Origin of the sequence: Methylobacterium sp. P1-11, assembly GCF_008329595.1 — a bacterium.
In the GTDB taxonomy this organism is placed as follows: Bacteria; Pseudomonadota; Alphaproteobacteria; order Rhizobiales; family Beijerinckiaceae; genus Methylobacterium.
On record NZ_NPKS01000065.1, the window covers coordinates 1 to 17,406 of the forward strand.

Annotated in this window: 16 protein-coding genes and 1 pseudogene; 14 read left to right on the top strand and 3 right to left on the bottom strand. The window is 68.6% G+C overall.

Annotated elements, in window-relative coordinates; all coding sequences use genetic code 11:
• Positions 1-157 precede the first annotated feature (157 nt).
• A complete protein-coding gene (locus CIW48_RS32130; RefSeq protein ID WP_149314403.1) occupies positions 158-481 on the bottom strand; it encodes a hypothetical protein in 324 nt (107 codons plus the stop codon).
• Positions 482-920: 439 nt separating this feature from the next.
• Here CIW48_RS32130 and ccoN point away from each other — a divergent pair, with 439 nt between their 5' ends.
• From ccoN to ccoS, 8 genes are all read left to right on the top strand, one after another.
• Positions 921-2,600 carry a cytochrome-c oxidase, cbb3-type subunit I gene (ccoN, locus tag CIW48_RS32135; protein WP_149314404.1) on the top strand — a complete coding sequence of 560 codons (1,680 nt, stop codon included), beginning with the start codon at positions 921-923 and terminating at the stop codon, positions 2,598-2,600.
• Positions 2,601-2,663: 63 nt separating this feature from the next.
• Entirely contained in the window at positions 2,664-3,410 is a 747-nt protein-coding gene (ccoO, locus tag CIW48_RS32140) for a cytochrome-c oxidase, cbb3-type subunit II (RefSeq protein WP_149314405.1), read from the top strand.
• A 5-nt stretch (positions 3,411-3,415) separates the two neighbouring features.
• Positions 3,416-3,565 carry a cbb3-type cytochrome c oxidase subunit 3 gene (locus CIW48_RS32145; RefSeq protein ID WP_091789630.1) on the top strand — a complete coding sequence of 50 codons (150 nt, stop codon included), beginning with the start codon at positions 3,416-3,418 and terminating at the stop codon, positions 3,563-3,565.
• 5 nt (positions 3,566-3,570) lie between these two features.
• Positions 3,571-4,449 carry a cytochrome-c oxidase, cbb3-type subunit III gene (ccoP, locus tag CIW48_RS32150; protein WP_149314406.1) on the top strand — a complete coding sequence of 293 codons (879 nt, stop codon included), beginning with the start codon at positions 3,571-3,573 and terminating at the stop codon, positions 4,447-4,449.
• 108 nt (positions 4,450-4,557) lie between these two features.
• Positions 4,558-6,075 (top strand): cytochrome c oxidase accessory protein CcoG, encoded by a 1,518-nt coding sequence (gene ccoG / locus CIW48_RS32155; RefSeq protein ID WP_149314407.1) that lies wholly within the window; start codon positions 4,558-4,560, stop codon positions 6,073-6,075.
• Between the two features lie 2 nt (positions 6,076-6,077).
• A complete protein-coding gene (locus CIW48_RS32160; protein ID WP_149314408.1) occupies positions 6,078-6,605 on the top strand; it encodes a FixH family protein in 528 nt (175 codons plus the stop codon).
• A 12-nt stretch (positions 6,606-6,617) separates the two neighbouring features.
• Positions 6,618-8,954 (top strand): heavy metal translocating P-type ATPase, encoded by a 2,337-nt coding sequence (locus CIW48_RS32165; protein ID WP_149314409.1) that lies wholly within the window; start codon positions 6,618-6,620, stop codon positions 8,952-8,954.
• Complete coding sequence (gene ccoS, locus CIW48_RS32170; RefSeq protein ID WP_091789608.1) at positions 8,951-9,088, top strand: cbb3-type cytochrome oxidase assembly protein CcoS; 138 nt, start codon at positions 8,951-8,953, stop codon at positions 9,086-9,088. The genes CIW48_RS32165 and ccoS overlap by 4 nt, the downstream gene beginning before the upstream one ends.
• Positions 9,089-9,413: 325 nt before the next feature.
• Here the strand turns inward: ccoS and CIW48_RS32175 are convergent, their stop codons facing one another.
• A complete protein-coding gene (locus tag CIW48_RS32175) occupies positions 9,414-10,592 on the bottom strand; it encodes an NnrS family protein (protein ID WP_149314410.1) in 1,179 nt (392 codons plus the stop codon).
• 183 nt (positions 10,593-10,775) lie between these two features.
• On the opposite strand from CIW48_RS32175, the gene CIW48_RS32180 reads away from it, so the two are divergent.
• The 6 genes from CIW48_RS32180 to fixJ all read left to right on the top strand — a co-directional run bounded on the left by CIW48_RS32180 (position 10,776) and on the right by fixJ (position 16,956).
• Positions 10,776-11,132, top strand: a complete 357-nt coding sequence (locus CIW48_RS32180) for a metal-sulfur cluster assembly factor (RefSeq protein WP_246695518.1) — start codon at positions 10,776-10,778, stop codon at positions 11,130-11,132.
• Positions 11,133-11,313: 181 nt separating this feature from the next.
• Complete coding sequence (locus CIW48_RS32185; RefSeq protein WP_246695519.1) at positions 11,314-12,384, top strand: hypothetical protein; 1,071 nt, start codon at positions 11,314-11,316, stop codon at positions 12,382-12,384.
• A complete protein-coding gene (locus CIW48_RS32190) occupies positions 12,381-13,073 on the top strand; it encodes an NnrU family protein (RefSeq protein ID WP_149314412.1) in 693 nt (230 codons plus the stop codon). Before CIW48_RS32185 ends, CIW48_RS32190 begins: the two co-directional genes overlap by 4 nt.
• A gap of 163 nt (positions 13,074-13,236) precedes the next feature.
• Positions 13,237-14,583 carry an oxygen-independent coproporphyrinogen III oxidase gene (gene hemN, locus CIW48_RS32195; protein WP_149314413.1) on the top strand — a complete coding sequence of 449 codons (1,347 nt, stop codon included), beginning with the start codon at positions 13,237-13,239 and terminating at the stop codon, positions 14,581-14,583.
• 215 nt (positions 14,584-14,798) lie between these two features.
• Complete coding sequence (locus tag CIW48_RS32200) at positions 14,799-16,349, top strand: PAS domain S-box protein (RefSeq protein WP_149314414.1); 1,551 nt, start codon at positions 14,799-14,801, stop codon at positions 16,347-16,349.
• Positions 16,339-16,956, top strand: a complete 618-nt coding sequence (fixJ, locus tag CIW48_RS32205; RefSeq protein WP_149314415.1) for a response regulator FixJ — start codon at positions 16,339-16,341, stop codon at positions 16,954-16,956. Before CIW48_RS32200 ends, fixJ begins: the two co-directional genes overlap by 11 nt.
• 278 nt (positions 16,957-17,234) lie before the next feature.
• Here fixJ and CIW48_RS32210 read toward each other — a convergent pair.
• Positions 17,235-17,406: pseudogene (locus CIW48_RS32210) on the bottom strand (bifunctional pyrroloquinoline quinone biosynthesis protein C/D); the annotation flags it as partial.

Below are 17,406 nucleotides of genomic sequence, written 5' to 3' on the forward strand. Positions count from 1 at the left end.
TCGAGGCGGCCGAGTAGGCCGCGTCACGGTCCCGGCGCCGCCAACAGAGCGCGACACGCCCCCTCTCCCCTGCGGAACCACGTTGGGGCGAGGGACGAGGCCGGCTCGCCGGCCAGGCGTCGCCCTGACGATCGGCGAAGCGCTTCGGGAGAGTGTCTCAGGCCTGCCTCGCCCGGACGGCCCCCAGGAATGCGCTGGTCAGAATGAGGGTGCCCAAGCCCACCGAGCCCAAGATCTTGATGGCTGCCAGCGAGAGATGGAAGATCAGTCCCGCCAGTCTGTGGACGACGAACCCGAGTAGAACGGCCGACGCCGCGACGGCGGCAGCGATGCCGACGAGCGATGCGGTGAAGAGGAAGGCTGCCGAGGCCCACAAAACCCTCAACAACGCTGCGATCGGATGTCTGAGCATCGATGCATCCTCCTGATGTGCAGCATTCTCTTCCCTGTCCGGTGTTGAGACGGCTTTGCGCTGGATCAAGGATTACGAGCCACCAGCCATGCCTCGGCAGGCAAGGCAGCCGGCGGGCAGGCCTCACGGCGAGCCGTCCGCAAGAGAGCGCTGAGCCGGCCCCAGGCTCGACGATCCGGACGCATCGCGCTCGCCCGACAGAGCAGTCTTTCGATCCGCGACGCTGGATCGGCCAGCGCAGGCCACCCGTGGCAGAGGCCGGAGCCCGGCTCGTGGTCGGCTTACCCCCGCGCACAATTCGGCACAGTTCGGATCGTGTCGTCGGTTCCGCCCGCCGGGAAGACAGACGTGGCGTGCCGTGCCGAGGTAGAGCTCAATGTCGGAGTCGGCCGAGGTCGCGATTCCACGTCGCCGTCGGGAGGCCGTTTGATTCAGGTCAAGGCTCAGCTTCGCCACGCCGCCTAATCGCTCTGGCATCCGTCCCCGCGCGAGGTGAATCGAGCGAGCCATGGCCGCCATACCTGTTGCCAAATACATGACCGAAGGAGAAGTCGGGCTGAGCCTCGCCTTGCTCGTCGGCGCCTTCGTGTGCGCCCTGGCCTCGACATACGCGGTCGACGCGCCGTTCAGCTTCCATATGGGCCTGTTCGCCTTGGCCGGCGTTGCCGGCATCGCCGCCATCCTCAAGCGGTACGAGGCGCGGGCGTATGAACCGCCACCGCAGGAGATCAACGGCAAGCCGAACTACAATCTGGGGCCGGTCAAGTTCGCGGTCGTTGCCGCCATGATCTGGGGCATTGCAGGCTTCACGGTCGGCTGCATCATCGCCTTCCAACTCTGGGCGCCCTCCCTCAACTTCGGGCTTGAATACACGACGTTCGGTCGTCTGCGCCCGCTGCACACGTCGGCGGTGATCTTCGCCTTCGGCGGCAACGTCCTGATCGGCACCTCGCTCTACGTCGTCCAGCGCACGTGTCGGGCACGTCTGGCGGGGGATCTGGCGCCCTGGTTCGTGGTGCTCGGCTATAACCTGTTCATCGTCGTGGCCGGCACCGGCTACTTGCTGGGCGTCACCCAGTCGAAGGAATACGCCGAACCCGAATGGTATGCCGATCTCTGGCTGACCATCGTGTGGGTCGCCTACCTCCTGGTGTTCCTGGCCACGCTCTGGAAGCGCAAGGAGCCCCATATCTTCGTGGCGAACTGGTTCTACCTCGCCTTCATCGTCACCATCGCGATGCTCCACATCGTCAACAATCTGGCGATGCCGGTGACGTTCCTCGGCTCGAAATCCTATCCGATGTTCGCGGGCGTTCAGGATGCGCTGATCCAGTGGTGGTACGGCCACAATGCGGTCGGCTTCTTCCTCACCGCCGGCTTCCTGGCCATCATGTACTACTTCGTGCCGAAGCGCGCGGAGCGGCCGATCTATTCCTACCGCTTGTCGATCATCCATTTCTGGGCCCTGATCTTCATGTACATCTGGGCGGGCCCCCATCACCTCCATTACACGGCGCTGCCCGATTGGGCGCAGACGCTGGGCATGACGTTCTCGATCATGCTGTGGATGCCGTCCTGGGGCGGCATGATCAACGGCCTGATGACCCTGTCGGGAGCCTGGGACAAGCTCCGGACCGACCCGGTCCTGCGCTTCATGGTGGTCTCTCTGGCCTTCTACGGCATGGCCACCTTCGAAGGACCGATGATGGCCATCAAGGCCGTCAATTCGCTCTCCCATTACACCGACTGGACCATCGGCCACGTCCATTCGGGCGCACTCGGCTGGGTCGCCTACATCTCATTCGGCGCCCTGTATTGCCTCGTTCCCTGGCTTTGGAACCGGCGGGAGGTCTATTCCCTCAAGCTGGTCGAGTGGCACTTCTGGATCTCGACCCTCGGCATCGTCCTGTACATCAGCTCGATGTGGGTCGCCGGGATCATGCAGGGCCTGATGTGGCGCGCCTATAACGCGCTCGGCTTCCTCGAGTATTCCTTCGTCGAGACCGTCGAGGCGATGCAGCCCTACTACCTCGTGCGGGCTCTCGGCGGGGTCCTGTTCCTGACCGGCGGCCTGATCATGGCCTACAACCTTGCCATGACCATCGCGGGCCGGACCGCGGCGGACGACGCTCCCCTGCCGGCCAATGAGGGCCGCCCCGGCACGCCCGTCCTCGCCGCTGCCGAGTGAGCCGCAGCCCGGAGCCGGGCGAGACGCCGGCTCCGCCCTTCATCGCATCACGGAAGACGTTCGATGGCCACCGCTCAACCAGGCCTCTGGAAGAGGCACGAGATCTTCGAAAAGAACTCGATCATCCTGCTCATCGGCGCGCTCGTCGTCGTCGCCATCGGCGGCCTCGTCGAGATCACACCGCTGTTCTACTTGAAGAGCACTGTCGAGAAGGTCGAGGGCGTCCGCCCCTATACGCCGCTCGAGCTCGCCGGCCGCAACATCTACATCCGGGAAGGGTGTTACCTGTGTCATAGCCAGATGATCCGTCCGATGCGCGACGAGATCGAGCGCTACGGCCACTTCTCGCTCGCGGCCGAGAGCATGTACGACCATCCCTTCCAGTGGGGATCGAAGCGAACCGGCCCGGATCTCGCCCGTGTCGGCGGCAAGTATTCGGACCAGTGGCATCGCGAGCACCTGAAGGACCCGCGGGCCGTGGTGCCGGCCTCGATCATGCCGGCCTACGCCTTCCTCGACCGGCCGCTCGACGCCGACGCGATCGCGGACGACCTCACGGCCAACCGCGCGCTCGGGGTGCCCTACACCGAGGAGATGGTTGCCCTGGCCAGGAGCGACCTGAAGGCGCAGCTCGATCCCGATGGACCGGGCGCGGCCGACCTGCAGCGCCGCTATCCCGGCGCCAACGTGCGTGACTTCGGCGGCGACAAGGCCAGGGCCGCGGAGATCGACGCCCTGATCGCCTACCTGCAGGTGCTCGGCACGATGGTCGACTTCAAGATCTACGAAGACAAGAAGAACCTCAGGTGATCGAGATGACATACGAGAGCGCCGCCGCTTTCGCACAGACAAGCGGACTCCTCTACTTCGTCGGCATGTTCGCTGCAGTCGCGCTGTATGCGTTCTGGCCCCGCAACCGGGCACGGTTCGACGCGGCCGCCCACCTCCCGCTGATTGAGGACTGATCGCCGTGGCCGACACCCCGCATCCCGGCCCGTCTCCGACGGGCCCGCAGACCACCGGGCACGAGTGGGATGGCATCGTCGAATTCAACAATCCCCTGCCCCGCTGGTGGCTCTACACCCTGTACGCCACCATCGTCTGGTCCGTCGGGTACTGGATCGCCTACCCGGCCTGGCCGCTCGTGAGCGGCTATACCGGCGGCCTGCTCGGCTACTCCCAACGCGAGGTCGTTCTGGACGAGGTCGAGGCCGTTCGCCGGGCACGGGACGCGCGCGGCCAAGCGCAGCTCGCCACGGCGTCGATCGCGGAGATCCGGGCCGATCCGGCCCTGCTCCGCCTCGCGCTCGCCACCGGCAAGGCGGCGTTCGGCGACAATTGCGCCGCCTGCCATGGCAGTTCCGCCACCGGCCGGCTCGGCTACCCGAACCTGCAGGATGACGACTGGCTCTGGGGCGGCACGCCCGAGGAGATCGAACGCACGATCCGGTACGGCGCACGATCCGGTCACGGGGAGGCGCGTGTCGGCGACATGCCGGCTTTCGGACGCGACGGCGTGCTCAAGCGGGATGAGATCGAGGCCGCGGCGACCTACGTGCTCTCCCTCTCGGGCAAGCCGGGCGTCGCCGGTGCGAGCGTCGAGAAGGGGCGCGAGGTCTTCGCCGGCAACTGCACCGGCTGCCACGGCGAGACGGCCGCGGGCAATCCCGAGATGGGCGCCCCCAACCTCACCGACGCGATCTGGCTCTACGGCTCCGCGCCGGAGCAGGTCGTCGCCACGATCACGAACGGGCGCAAGGGCATGATGCCGGCCTGGGACGGCCGGCTCGATCAGGCGACGATCAAGTCGCTCGCGGTCTACGTCCACGACCTGGGCGGCGGACGGTAGCGGCGCCCGGCGCTCCGGCCCGGCCGCGTTTGAGCGAGATCAAGGCGGCCGGCGCGGCCGGTCACTACGCCTTCGGCACCGGCCCCTGAGCCGGACGGAAGATCACCCATGCCCCTCGCCGAACGCACCGAGGCCTCTCCGGCCGCCAGACCTGCGCCTGCACCGGCCGGCACCGGACGTGCCAAGAAGTTCGGCGTGGCGGCGACCCGTGCCGCCATCCCGGCCGTGAACGGGTCCCTCTACGCGGCCCGGACGAAGATCCAGCCGCAGGCCGTGCGCGGGACGTTCCGCCGGATCAAGTGGATCGTCCTCGCGGTCACGCTGGGCATCTATTATCTCACGCCGTTCATCCGCTGGCAGCGCGGCGCCGGCGAGCCCTCCCAGGCAATCCTGCTCGACCTCGACAAGGGGCGCTTCTACCTCTTCTCGATCGAGCTCTGGCCGCAGGACGTGACCTACGTCATGGGCCTGCTGATCCTGGCGGCCCTGGTCCTGTTCCTGATGAACGCGGTCGCGGGGCGTGTCTGGTGCGGCTATCTCTGCCCGCAGACCGTCTGGACCGACCTGTTCCTCGCCGTCGAGCGCCTGATCGAGGGTGACCGGCGCGAGCGCCTCAAGCTCGACGCCGCACCCTGGTCCATCGAGAAGGTCGCGCTGCGGACCATGAAACATTCCATCTGGCTGCTCGTCGCCTGGTGGACCGGGGGCGCCTGGGTCCTCTATTTCGCGGACGCGCCGACCCTGGTGGTCCAGCTCGCGACGTTCCAGGCGCCGCCCCCGGCCTATGTGGCGATCCTGACGCTGACCGCGACGACCTACCTGCTCGCGGGCCACATGCGCGAGCAGGTCTGCACCTACATGTGTCCCTGGCCGCGCATCCAGGCCGCGCTCACCGACGAGCATGCCCTCAACATCCTGTATCGCACCGATCGGGGCGAGCCGCGCGTCTCGGCGAAGAAGACGGCTGCGCTGCGCGCGGCCGGTCAGCCGGCCGGCGATTGCGTCGACTGCTTCGCCTGTGTCACCGCCTGCCCGGCCGGCATCGACATCCGCGACGGGCTGCAGATGGACTGCATCCAGTGCGGCCTCTGCATCGACGCCTGCGATACGGTCATGGGCAAGCTCGGCAGGCCCGCGGGCCTGATCGGCTACGACACCGAGGCGAATTGCCGGAGCCGGGCGGCCGGTCGAGGCCCCGTCAGCCGGATCGTACGGCCGCGGACGATCCTGTACGCGACGCTCATCGCGGGGGTCGGCGGGTTCATGCTCTACAGCCTGGCGACGCGGAGCTTCACGACGCTCAGCGTCCTGCACGACCGGAATCCGCAGTTCGTCACCCTCTCCGACGGTTCGGTGCGCAACGGTTTCACCCTGCGCGTGCTCAACAAGCGCCCGGCCGAGCGTCGTTTCGCCCTTGCGGTCGAGGGCTTGGCCGACGCGCGGGTCGAGGTGGTGGGCGGCACGCCGGACGCGCTCCCGGTCCCGTCCAATTCGACCCAGGAATTCCGGGTCCTCGTCTTCGCTCCCCCGGGTCGGACAGCGCAATCCTCCAACCTGTCCTTCGAGATCGTCGATCCGGCAGCCGGCGAGACGGCCCGGGCTCAGGACTACTTCAAGGCACCCTGACCATGAGCGCCACCCAGACCTCGTTCGACCCCGCGCGTCGGGGACAGGCCGGCATCCGCCTGACGGGCAAGAAGATCCTCGCGATCTTCGCCGCCTTCTTCGGCACCATCGCTTGCGCCGACGCGGTTCTGGTCGGCTCGGCCCTGCGGACCTGGTCGGGGCTGGAGGAACCCTCGCCCTACCAGGCGAGCCAGCGCTACAACGCCGAGTTGCTCAGATCGAGGCAGCAGGATGCCCTCGGCTGGCGCCTCTCCGCCGCGGCCGTCCGCCTTCCGGCCGCGAGGGTGTCGATCACCGCGACCCTGGCCGACGCAACCGGGCATCCGCTCACGGGCAGGACGATTCGGGCGCGGCTGGAACGACCGACCGACAAGCGGAAGGACCTGCAGACCGACCTCGCGGAGGTCGGCGCCGGGACCTACGCGGCCACCGCGGAGCCGGTCGAGCGCGGGCAATGGGATCTCGTCGTCGCGGTGGTCGGCGAGGACGGTGTCGCCTTCCAGCGCCGTCATCGGGTCATCCTGGATTGAGGGGAGCACCCGATGTGCTGCACCGACATGGCCCTCGCCTATGTGGAGGCCCACGCCTCCTGGAGCGCGGCGAACACCAAGCCTTCGCTTGAGCGCGACTACACCGCCTTCATGACGCGGGGCCCGGACGGAACGACCCGCGCCGCGTTCGCGGTCGAAGGAATCCGCTGCGCGTCGTGCATGAACGCCATCGAGCGGGGCCTGGCGGACCTGCCCGGCGTCGCGGCGGCGCGCCTCAACTTTTCCGACCGGCGTCTCGCGGTGACGTGGAGGCCGGAGGCCGAGCCCGATGTTGCCGCCGTGCTCTCTGCGCTGGACGCGCTCGGTTTCCGGGCACAGCTTTTCGATCCCGGCCGTCACTCCGATGCCGAGACCGCGGAGACCAAGCGCCTGATCACGGCGCTCGCGGTCGCGGGCTTCGCCTCGATGAACGTGATGCTGCTCGCCATCTCGGTCTGGGCGGGCAACGTCTCGGACATGACCTCCGAAAACCGGGATCTCTTCCACTGGATCCAGGCGGTCATCGCCCTCCCGGCGGCCGCCTATGCGGGGCGGCCCTTCTACGAGGGGGCCTTCAGGGGGTTGCGCGCCGGGCGCGTGACGATGGACTTCCCGATCACGCTCGGCGTGGTCCTGACCCTCGTCATGTCCGTCGTCGAATCGCTTTCGGGGGCGACCCACGCCTATTTCGACGGCGCGGTCATGCTGCTGTTCTTCCTCCTGATCGGGCGTGTCCTGGAGCAATCCATGCGCCGGCGTACGCGGATGCTGGCGGAGAACCTCGCGGCGCTGCGCAGCGAGGGCGCGACCGTCGTCGATGCCGACGGGTCCTTGCGGGACGTGCCCGCCTCGGAACTCGTCCCGGGCGCACGGATCCTCGTCCGGCCCGGCGAGCGGATTCCGGCCGACGGTGTCGTGGAGCGGGGCATGTCCGACCTCGACCACAGCCTCGTCACCGGCGAGACCGCTGCGGTCTCGGTGAGCGGCGGGGACAGCGTTTTCGCAGGAGCCCTCAACGGCAACGGCGCGCTCACGGTCCGGGTCACGGCCGCGGCCGGCGCCAGCCTGCTCGACGAGGTGGAAACCTTGATGCGCCGCGCGCTGGAGGCCCGCTCGCGGGCCCTCGTCCTCGCCGATCGGGCGACGCGCCTGTATGTCCCGCTGGTCCACGCGGCGGCCGCGTTGACGCTCGCCGGCTGGCTCGCCGCCGGCGCCGGCTGGCACACCGCGCTCCTCAGCGCCGTCGCAGTCCTGATCGTGACATGCCCCTGCGCGCTGGGGCTTGCCATTCCGGCCGTGCAGGTCGTGTCCGCGGGCGCGCTGTTCCGGGAGGGCGTGCTGCTCAATGACGGCACGGCGCTCGAGCGCTTCGCCGAGATCGACACGATCGTGTTCGACAAGACCGGGACCCTGACGTTGCCCGAGCCGAGCCTGACCCACGGGGACCGGGACGAAACGGGCGCCCTCTCGGTGGCGGCGCGTCTCGCGCTCTCCAGCCGGCATCCCATGGCGGCCGCGTTGGCGAAGGCCGCCGACGGTGCGGAGCCGTTTCCGGACGCGCAGGAGGCAGCGGGCCTGGGCGTTCGCGCCATCGTCGAGGCCGTGGAACTCCGCCTCGGCTCCGCCCGCTTCTGCGGCGCCGAGGCCGAAGCCGCTGCGGCCTTGGCGGACAATCCCGATGCTTCCGTGATCTGCTTCCGGGCTGGCGATGCCCCGCCGATCGTCTTCCCGGTGCACCAAGCCCTTCGTCCGCAGGCCGCGGAGGTCGTCGGGGCTCTTCTTTCCTCCGATCGACGCGTCATGATCCTGTCCGGCGACCGGGCATCCGCAGTGGAGGCCGTGGCCGCACGTCTCGGCGTCGCGGAGTGGGAGGCTGGCCTCACGCCGCGCGAGAAGATCGCGCGCATCGAGTCGCTCCAACGCGCCGGCCGGCGCGTGCTGATGGTCGGAGACGGCCTCAACGACGCCCCGGCGCTCGCCGCAGCGCACGCCTCGCTCTCGCCGGTGACGGCCGCACACGTCAGCCAAGCCGCGGCGGATGCCCTCTTCCTGGGCCGCAGCCTGACCCCCGTCCTCGCCGTGCTGGACGCCGGCACGCGGGCACGGCGCCTCATGCTGCAGAACCTGTGGTTCTCGGCCGCTTACAATCTGCTGGCCGTGCCCCTGGCGGCTGCCGGCTGCCTGACGCCGCTCATCGCGGCGCTCGCGATGTCGGGGTCGTCCGTGATCGTGACCCTCAACGCGCTGCGCGCGCGCGCGTCCTCCGCAGGCGTCCGTCCGGCCCCCGTCGCGATCACTGGCCGACCGGCCTCCCCTCCCGCGATCCCGCTCCTCCAGGGTCACCCATGAATGTGTTGCTTCTCGTCATCCCCCTCGCCCTCGCGCTGGGTACGCTCGGATTGTTCGCCTTCCTGTGGGCCTTGCGAAGCGGCCAGTACGACGACATCGAGGGCGCCGAGTACCGCGTCCTGCACGACGACTGACGTCATTCCCTCGCCGATCGCGAAAGAGTGGCGATACTCGCTTGGCTCGGACGGTTTCCTGCCCCGGACCTGAGATGACGGTCGCTTCGAAGCCTGGCAAAGACGTTCGGAAAGGTTGAAGGAGACGCAGGATCCACCGTCATGTCCAGCTTCCGGACGGTGTGATGCGTCGGGACCAAGGCGAGCCGGCCCGCGCTTCGCGAGCGTCGCGCGTTCATCGAGGCCGGACGCCGTTGCCCGGTGGGGACGCGCGCAACCGTTGCGCCGGATCCCTTACGAAGCCCTGTTTATCGCGCTCAAGGCGCATGCGCCTCGGTCGGCGCCGTCACGTCAGCCTCGGTCCGGTCAGGACGCGCCAGTAGATCGCCGAGAAGCCGAGGAATGCCGCCGCCCACAGGACGGTGGCAGTCGCCAGAAGCGGCGCGGTCCAGACCGGATGGAGTGCGGCGCAGACCCTCGCCAAGACCGAGCCTGTGGCCAAGATGAACACCGCCTGCACCGAGACCGGAGCCCGAAGCGGCCGCCCGGTATGCCCCAGGCTCGCCCGTGACATGACAGCCAGCGTCATCACCCCGACGGCCCCGGCCGTCCAGGCGTGAATGCCGGCGGCAGCCGAAATGTCCGACAGCGCGGAGAGCCCGACCAGGACGAAGCCGAGCGGAACGAACGCAAAGGCCACGTGGAGAATGAAAACGAGCGGGTTCTGCCAGGTCCTGTATCCGGCCCAGCGTGCCAAGCGAGCCGCCTGTGACAACCCCGCGATGAGAAGGCCGGCACCCGTGGCCGAATCCGCCGGCGCGACGACCCAGGCGAGCAGGGCCGCCACCGCGATCATCATCGACACGGCGTCGAAGCGTCCATACGGAACGGGCATGCGGCCCGGTCCCAGGGCGGCCAGCCAATTGCGGGTGAAGCTCGGTATGATGCGCCCGCCGATGAGCATCACCATCGTCAGCGTCGCGGCGATGCCGACCCGGATGCCGTACTCGGCCGTGCCCGACAGATGTGCCTCAATGTGGAATACGGCATTGCCGAGAAGCATCGCGGTCAGGACGCCGAGAACCTTGAGGTTGCGCCAGTTCCGTCCAGCGATGACTTCCCGGCCGAGTGCCGCTGTCAGGAGCGAGAGGAACGACACATCGAGGATCGCCGCGGGCAACCAGCCGAGTTCGGCTGACAGGGCCACAGCGAACCGGCCGGCCAACCAGGCGGCAACGAGCAGGAGAAGGGGCCTCCCCTGGAGGGGCAGCCGTCCCGTCCAGTTGGGGACCGCGGTGAGAAGGAAACCGGCCACGACCGCGCCGGCGAAGCCGTAGAGCATCTCGTGCACATGCCAGTCGCGCAACGCAAAAGCGGTCGGGAGCGTCAGTTCGCCGGCGAACATCGGCAGCCATGCCAGGATCGACAGGCCGGCATAGAGGGCGCCGAGCAGGAAGAACGGTCGGAAGCCGTATGACAGGATCGCCGGTCCCGCGTAGGACCGCAGCCGCGGAATGGGAGCCATTGTCCGTTCTCCAGGACGCACGCGCCGCGCGCCGAGAATGAAGCGCGGCCTCGTTCGGTAGTGCGCGGGATCACGCCGGGGCATGATCCAGATCAAGGGACGGTTCGAACTCGACGCGCATCGTGCTCCGACGCAATCGCTCGACGGAGTGGGCAGGTGCTATCCTGGCTGAGAGGCCGCGCGATGCGGCGACCATCGCGGAAAGACGCGGAGGATCGTCGTGACTGGCTCGACCCCGACATCATCGAATGCCTCGCGGACGTGCTCGACCCGGAGGTCGGCATCAGCGTGGTCCATCTCGGCCTCGTCTATCGTGCGGTTCGGACATCGGAACGTATCGACGTCGACCTGACCCTGACCGCACGAACCTGTCCGCTCGCGGGCTTGATCGTCGACGACGCCCGCGCGTGCCTCCGGCGACGCTTCAACGATTGCCCGACCATCGTCGTCAGATTGGTCTGGACTCCAGTCTGGACACCGGACCGCATGACCGAACGGGGGCTGGCCCTGCTGGGTCATCCGCCTCGCGGTCAAGCCTGATCACCCGCGCAGTCGGGTCGCGCTCGCCGTGACCGGCGGCCAATGGAAGGACGATGGCGTGCCAGACGCAACCCCAGCCGCCACAGCATCCCGGTACTCGGGCGGGCTCGGCCAGGTCGAGCCCGAATTCATGCTTGCCGCGGGACCGTCGTCTCCGACCTCAGGCGGCCGAAGCTTCGGTGTGCTTCGCCTCGCGATCGTCGCCTGCGCCGCGAGCGCGATGCTGGCCGGGTTCTGGATCGGGCTGGGACGCCTTGGATGGGAGCTGCCGCACGCCGCCGCCTTCGCGAGCCTGCACGGGCCGCTCCTGATCTCAGGCGTGTTCGGCACATTGGTCGCCCTGGAACGCGCTGTCGCCTCGGGGGGAGGATGGTCCCTCGCAGCCCCGGCCCTGTCGGTATCGGGATCGGTCTTCCTCTTGGCCGGGATGCCGACCGCCGCAGGCGCGGGAGCCTACGTCCTCGCCGCCGCGATCCTTACAGGCGCCTCGCTCGTCACGCTGTGGCGGCAGCCGGCCGGGTTCTCAGCCACGCTCGTCGCAGGAGCGGCCGCGTGGCTGACAGGCTCGGCGCTCTGGGCGTACGGCAGTCCCGTGCCGGAGGTGGCAGGCTGGTGGCTGGCGTTCCTCGTGCTGACCGTCGCCGGCGAGCGCCTTGAGATCAGCCGCCTGGTGCCGCAGAGCCGCGTGAGCCTGCCGCTGTTCCTCGGCGCGATCAGCGCCTTGCTTCTCGGCGCCTGCGCGGGTCTGTTCACGGCGCTCGGAGCGTGTCTCTCCGGCCTGGGCCTACTCGCGCTCACGGCCTGGCTGATCCGGCACGACATCGCGCTTCGCACCGTCCATCAGGCCGGTCAGCCCCGCTTCATGGCGATGTGCATGCTCGCCGGCTACGCGTGGCTCGGCGCCGCCGGGATCCTGCTGCTCGCAGTCCCGCCAGCGACGCACGCGTTCGGGTACGACATAGCAATCCATGCCGTGCTCCTCGGCTTCGCCGTCTCGATGGTGTTCGGGCACGCCCTGATCATCCTGCCGGCGGTTGCCGACATCCATCCACGCTTCGGCCGCGCGCTGTATCTGCCGCTCGCGACGCTGCACGCATCGGTCGCTTTGCGCGTCGCGTCCGACCTGCTCGGCACCGACGTAGGGCGCCAGTGGAGCGGCCTCGTCACGGTCGCCGCCGTGGCGGGCTTCGCCGCATGCATCGCGCTCTCCACACGCAGCACTCGCAACCACGAGGCTCGGACCGGATCATGAACGAGGTCGCCGCCGCCATGGCCGCGTTCGTCGCCGCGCATGCGATTCCGGCCGCGCCGCGCATTCGCGTCCGCCTCGTCGGTCTGCTCGGACGCGGCCCCTACCTCGCGGCGTACAGCCTGCTCTCGCTGGTGCTGATGGCTTGGCTCGTCGTTGCGTTGCGGCGGGCCGACGCGGTCGAGCTGTGGCCCGCGGCGCCGTGGCAATGGCACGTCGCGCTCCTCACGATGCCGGTCGCGTTGTTCCTTCTCGTCGCCGGGCTGTTCGCTCCGAACCCGCTCTCCCTGGCATTGCATCCCGGAACCGAGCCAGGCCCGATCGTCGCGATCACGCGCCACCCCACGCTCTGCGGGTTCCTGCTCTGGGCCCTGGCCCATATCCCGCCGAACGGTGATGGGGCCTCCGTTGTCGTCTTCGGAACGATGGCCGTTTTCGCGGCCCTCGGCATGCCGCTTCTGGACGCAAAGGCGCGCCGCCAGATGGGTCGGGCGCGCTGGGAGGCGCTGGCGCGGACCACCTCGGTGGTCCCGTTCGCGGCTCTGCTCGGTGGGCGCGCGCCCCGTGGCCGCCTGACGGGATTGATCCTACCGGCTGCGGCAGCGGGTGGGCTCTATGCTTGGTTCCTGGTGCAGGGCCATGCGTTGTTGATCGGTCCCGATCCCCTCGCCACGCTTCGGGCGTTCGGCTGAGTCCGGGTCACGCCGCGTACGACCGCACCGCAGATCGGGGTTTCGGACGGCGCTGTCGCCCGCCTGATTGAGACAGATCAAGGTCGCGCAGACCTGGAGACCCATACGAATGCGCGCGTGGCTCGGGCCGTCGCGGTCCTCGGCTGGACAGGGAGCAACTCGTATGCGCGCGGAACTGAGGACGCTCTACGGTGAGGAGCGGCTGCCCCGCTACACGAGCTATCCGGCCAGTCCCCATTTCACGCCGGCCATCGATGCCGACACCTATAGCGGCTGGCTCGACGGGATTTCCACAGATGTGACGGCATCGCTCTACCTGCACATCCCCTTCTGCCGGTCGATGTGCTGGTATTGCGGTTGCCACACCACGATCACTCGGCACGACGCGCCTATTGCCGGCTATCTCGCCACGCTCCGGGACGAGATCGCCCTCGTCGCGCGCCATCTCGACCCGGCGCCGCGCGTCGGGCACGTGCATTTCGGGGGCGGCACGCCGACCATCGTGGCGCCCGGCGCCTTCCGCGACCTCGTCGCTCTGCTGCGCGACAGCTTTCCCGTAGACCCGGATGCCGAAATCGCCGTCGAGATCGATCCGCGGACGCTCGCACCCGAGATGATACGGGCCCTCGGTGCGGCCGGCGTTTCCCGGGCCAGCCTCGGTGTTCAGAGTTTCGATCCGGTGGTCCAGGACGCGATCCGGCGTCGCCAAAGCTTCGCCGTCACCGAGGCGGCCGTCGCGGGTCTCAGGGCGGCAGGCGTGCGCGGGATCAATCTCGACCTCATCTACGGATTGCCGCACCAGTCCGTGGCGTCCTGCATCGACACGGTGCGGCAATCCCTGAGATTGCGGCCGGATCGCCTGGCCGTGTTCGGCTACGCCCATGTCCCGACGTTCAAGAAGCATCAGCGCCACCTCGACGAGGCGACGTTGCCGGATGGCGGAATCCGGCAGGCGCAGGCCGAAGCCATCGCCGCCGTGCTCATGGATGCCGGTTACCTGCGGATCGGGCTCGACCATTACGCCCTCCCGGGGGATGCCATGGCGCGGGCGGGAACCATGGTCCGCCGGAACTTCCAGGGCTACACGACCGATCCGAGCGACCTGCTGATCGGCTTCGGTGCATCGGCCATCGGACGGCTGCCGCAGGGCTACGTCCAGAACGAGCCGGCGTTGCGCGCCTACGCGGAGCGCATCGCCCGCGGCGAACTCGCGACGCTGAAGGGCTATGCGCTGACGCCGGACGACCGTCTCCGGGCCGAACTGATCGAGCGGGTCATGTGCGAGTTCCGGGTCGATGTCGGAGAGGTCTGCCGATCGCATCGCCGCGATCCGCACGCGCTCCTCGCCTCCCTGTCACGGCTGCCGACGCTCTCGGCCGATGGTCTGGTCCGCCAGGACGGCACGATCCTCAGCATTCCGGAGGATGCCCGGCCCTTCGTCAGAAACGTCGCAGCGGCCTTCGACGCCCATCTCGGCACCTCGGCCGCCGTTCACAGCCGCGCGGCGTAGGCGGCAGCGCCACCGAGGGCAGCCTGACGCAGGAGTGACGCGCCGGCCGCTGGCCGACGCGGCCGCGGACCGCCGCCCGTGTCGCGCAAGGCGGCGTCATCCCGTCCGAGCGCAGGCCGCCTTGCGCGTCGGCTGTTTCCCGATGCAACCGACGGTGTATGAGGGGTGCCTGCGTTCTGGACGGATCGAGGTACCGTCACATCCTTGCGGCCATCATGACCACGTCCGAACATACCCACGATCCCGAACCCCGCGACGGCCCATTCGATGTGGAGGGGCTTCGGCAGACGCTCGACGAGGCAGGTATCTGCGGCTGGACCCTCGACGTCCGGACCGGGCGGGTCACGATCTTGCCGACCTGCATGCGCCTCTTCGGCGTTCCGCCGGATCGCCTCACCACCTTCGACGACATCCAAGCGTTCGTGCATCCGGAAGACCGGGCAGCCCGGGCGCAAGCCCTGAAGCGTGCCGTGGAGGGGGGCGGAAGTTACGAAGTCGACTACCGCGCGATCCATCCCACTGGACGCGTTCAATGGTTGCGCTCGCGCGGCCGGGTCGAGCTGGGCCCCGATGGACGCCCCTGCCATCATCGGGGCGTGATCTTCAGCATCCACGAACAGAAGCAGGCCAACGACGATTTGCGGGCCCGCGAGGCGCATCTGCGCTCGATCCTGGATACGGTGCCCGATGCCATGATCGTCATCGACGAGCAGGCGCGGATCAAATCGTTCAGTGCGGCCGCCGTGCGGCAGTTCGGCTATGGCCCGCAGGAGATCGTCGGCCGCAACGTCAGCCTGCTGATGCCCGAACCCTACCGATCTCAGCACGACGCCTACATGTCGCGCTACCTGTTGACGGGAGAGCGCCGCATCATCGGCATAGGCCGCGTCGTGGTGGGCCAGCGAAAGGACGGCTCGACCTTTCCGATGGAGCTATCGGTCGGCGAGATGCGCTCCGGCGGCGAGCGCTACTTCACCGGCTTCATCCGCGACCTCACCGAACGGAACCAGACCGAGACGCGCCTGCAAGAGCTGCAATCCGAGCTGGTGCACATGTCGCGCTTCACAGCCCTCGGCGAGATGGCGTCGACGCTGGCGCACGAGATCAATCAGCCACTGACGGCGATCGCAAGCTATCTCAAAGGCTGCCGCCGCCTCCTCGGCCGCATGGAGGGCCCCGAGGTGGCCATGCTCTCCGACGCGGTGAACCAGGCGGCCGATCAGGCGCTGAGAGCCGGGCAGGTGATCCGGCACCTGCGGGAATTCGTGTCGCGGGGGGAGAGCGAGCGGCATATCGAGGGATTGCCCAAGCTGATCGAGGAAGCGAGCGCGCTCGCGCTCGTCGGCGCCAAGGAGAAGGGCGTCCGCGTCCGCTTCGATCTGGACCGGGACGCGCCGCTCGTCATGGCGGACCGGATCCAAGTGCAACAGGTCCTGCTCAACCTCATCCGCAACGCCATCGAGGCCATGCAGGACGTGGCGCGGCGTGATCTGGTGGTCGCCACGCGGGCGCTGCCGGCCGAAGGCTTGGTCGAGGTGCGCGTCTCGGATACCGGGACCGGAATTGCGCCCGAGATCGCCGAACAGCTGTTCCAGCCCTTCGTGACCACGAAGGCGAACGGCATGGGCGTCGGCCTCTCGATCTGTCGGACGATCGTGGAAGCCCATGGCGGCAAGATCCAGGCGGGCCCCGGTCCGGAGGGCGGGACGACCTTCCGCTTCACCTTGCGCACATTCGACCGAGAGGAGATGGCGCATGTCGACTGACGCGCTCGTGCATATCGTGGACGACGACCTCGCGGTGCGCCAGTCGCTAGCCTTTCTGCTGGCGACGGACGGGCTGGCGGTCCGCGTGCATGACTCGGCGGCCGCCTTCCTCGCCGCAGGGGCCGACCGCGTCGGCTGCGTCGTCACGGATGTGCGGATGCCCGATATCGACGGGGTCGAACTCCTGCACCGCCTGCGGCAACGGGGAGCGATGCCGCCGGTGATCGTCATGACAGGACATGCGGACGTGGCTCTCGCCGTCGAAGCGATGAAGGCCGGTGCCGTCGACTTCATCGAGAAGCCTTTCGACGACGAGTTGCTTCTGGCGAGCATCCGGTCGGCCTTGGCGCGGTCGGATCGAACCATGAAGCGCGAGTCCGAGAGCAACGCGGTACGGGCCCGCTTGGCCGAACTCTCGGAACGCGAGCGGCAGGTCCTGGAGGGACTGGTCGCCGGCAAAGCCAACAAGGTCATCGGGCTCGATCTCGGCATCAGCCCGCGGACGGTGGAGATCTACCGGGCCAACGTCATGTCCAAGCTGCAAGCGGGCAGCCTTTCCGAGCTTGTTCGCATGGCGCTCGTCGCAGGAACTCTGAGCGGCGACTGATGACAGATGCGCGTGTGGCTTCCCCCTGGCCAGGACCCATGACGATGCGCCGGCGCTGACCGCCGATGCCGCATCGTGGTCGGGGCTCAAGTCCCGGAGCATGCTCCCGGCCGGCCTGCGGATCTCAGGCGTGACACCGGAGCGCGGCTTCGGTGCCGTCGCCCCGGTGCTGCCATCGGCCGGGGGCCGGCGCGCCATCGTCAGGCTGTCGGATCCGGTCCACGTGGCGCCGACGGTCGAATGGCCTGAGGGCGCAGACGTGAGGCGGATTCACGCGTTCAGGCGAGGCCTTCTCCGGGCTGCCACGCGTCCGGGGGGACCATGCCGGGGGCGACGTAGGCGAAGTACAAGGCGTCGAGCTGCGTCCAGAGCACGGTGCACTTGAACGTCAGCGCCGCCAGCGCCTGCCGCTGCAGCTCGGGCGTCGTCGCGTGCTGCTTGACGTAGTCC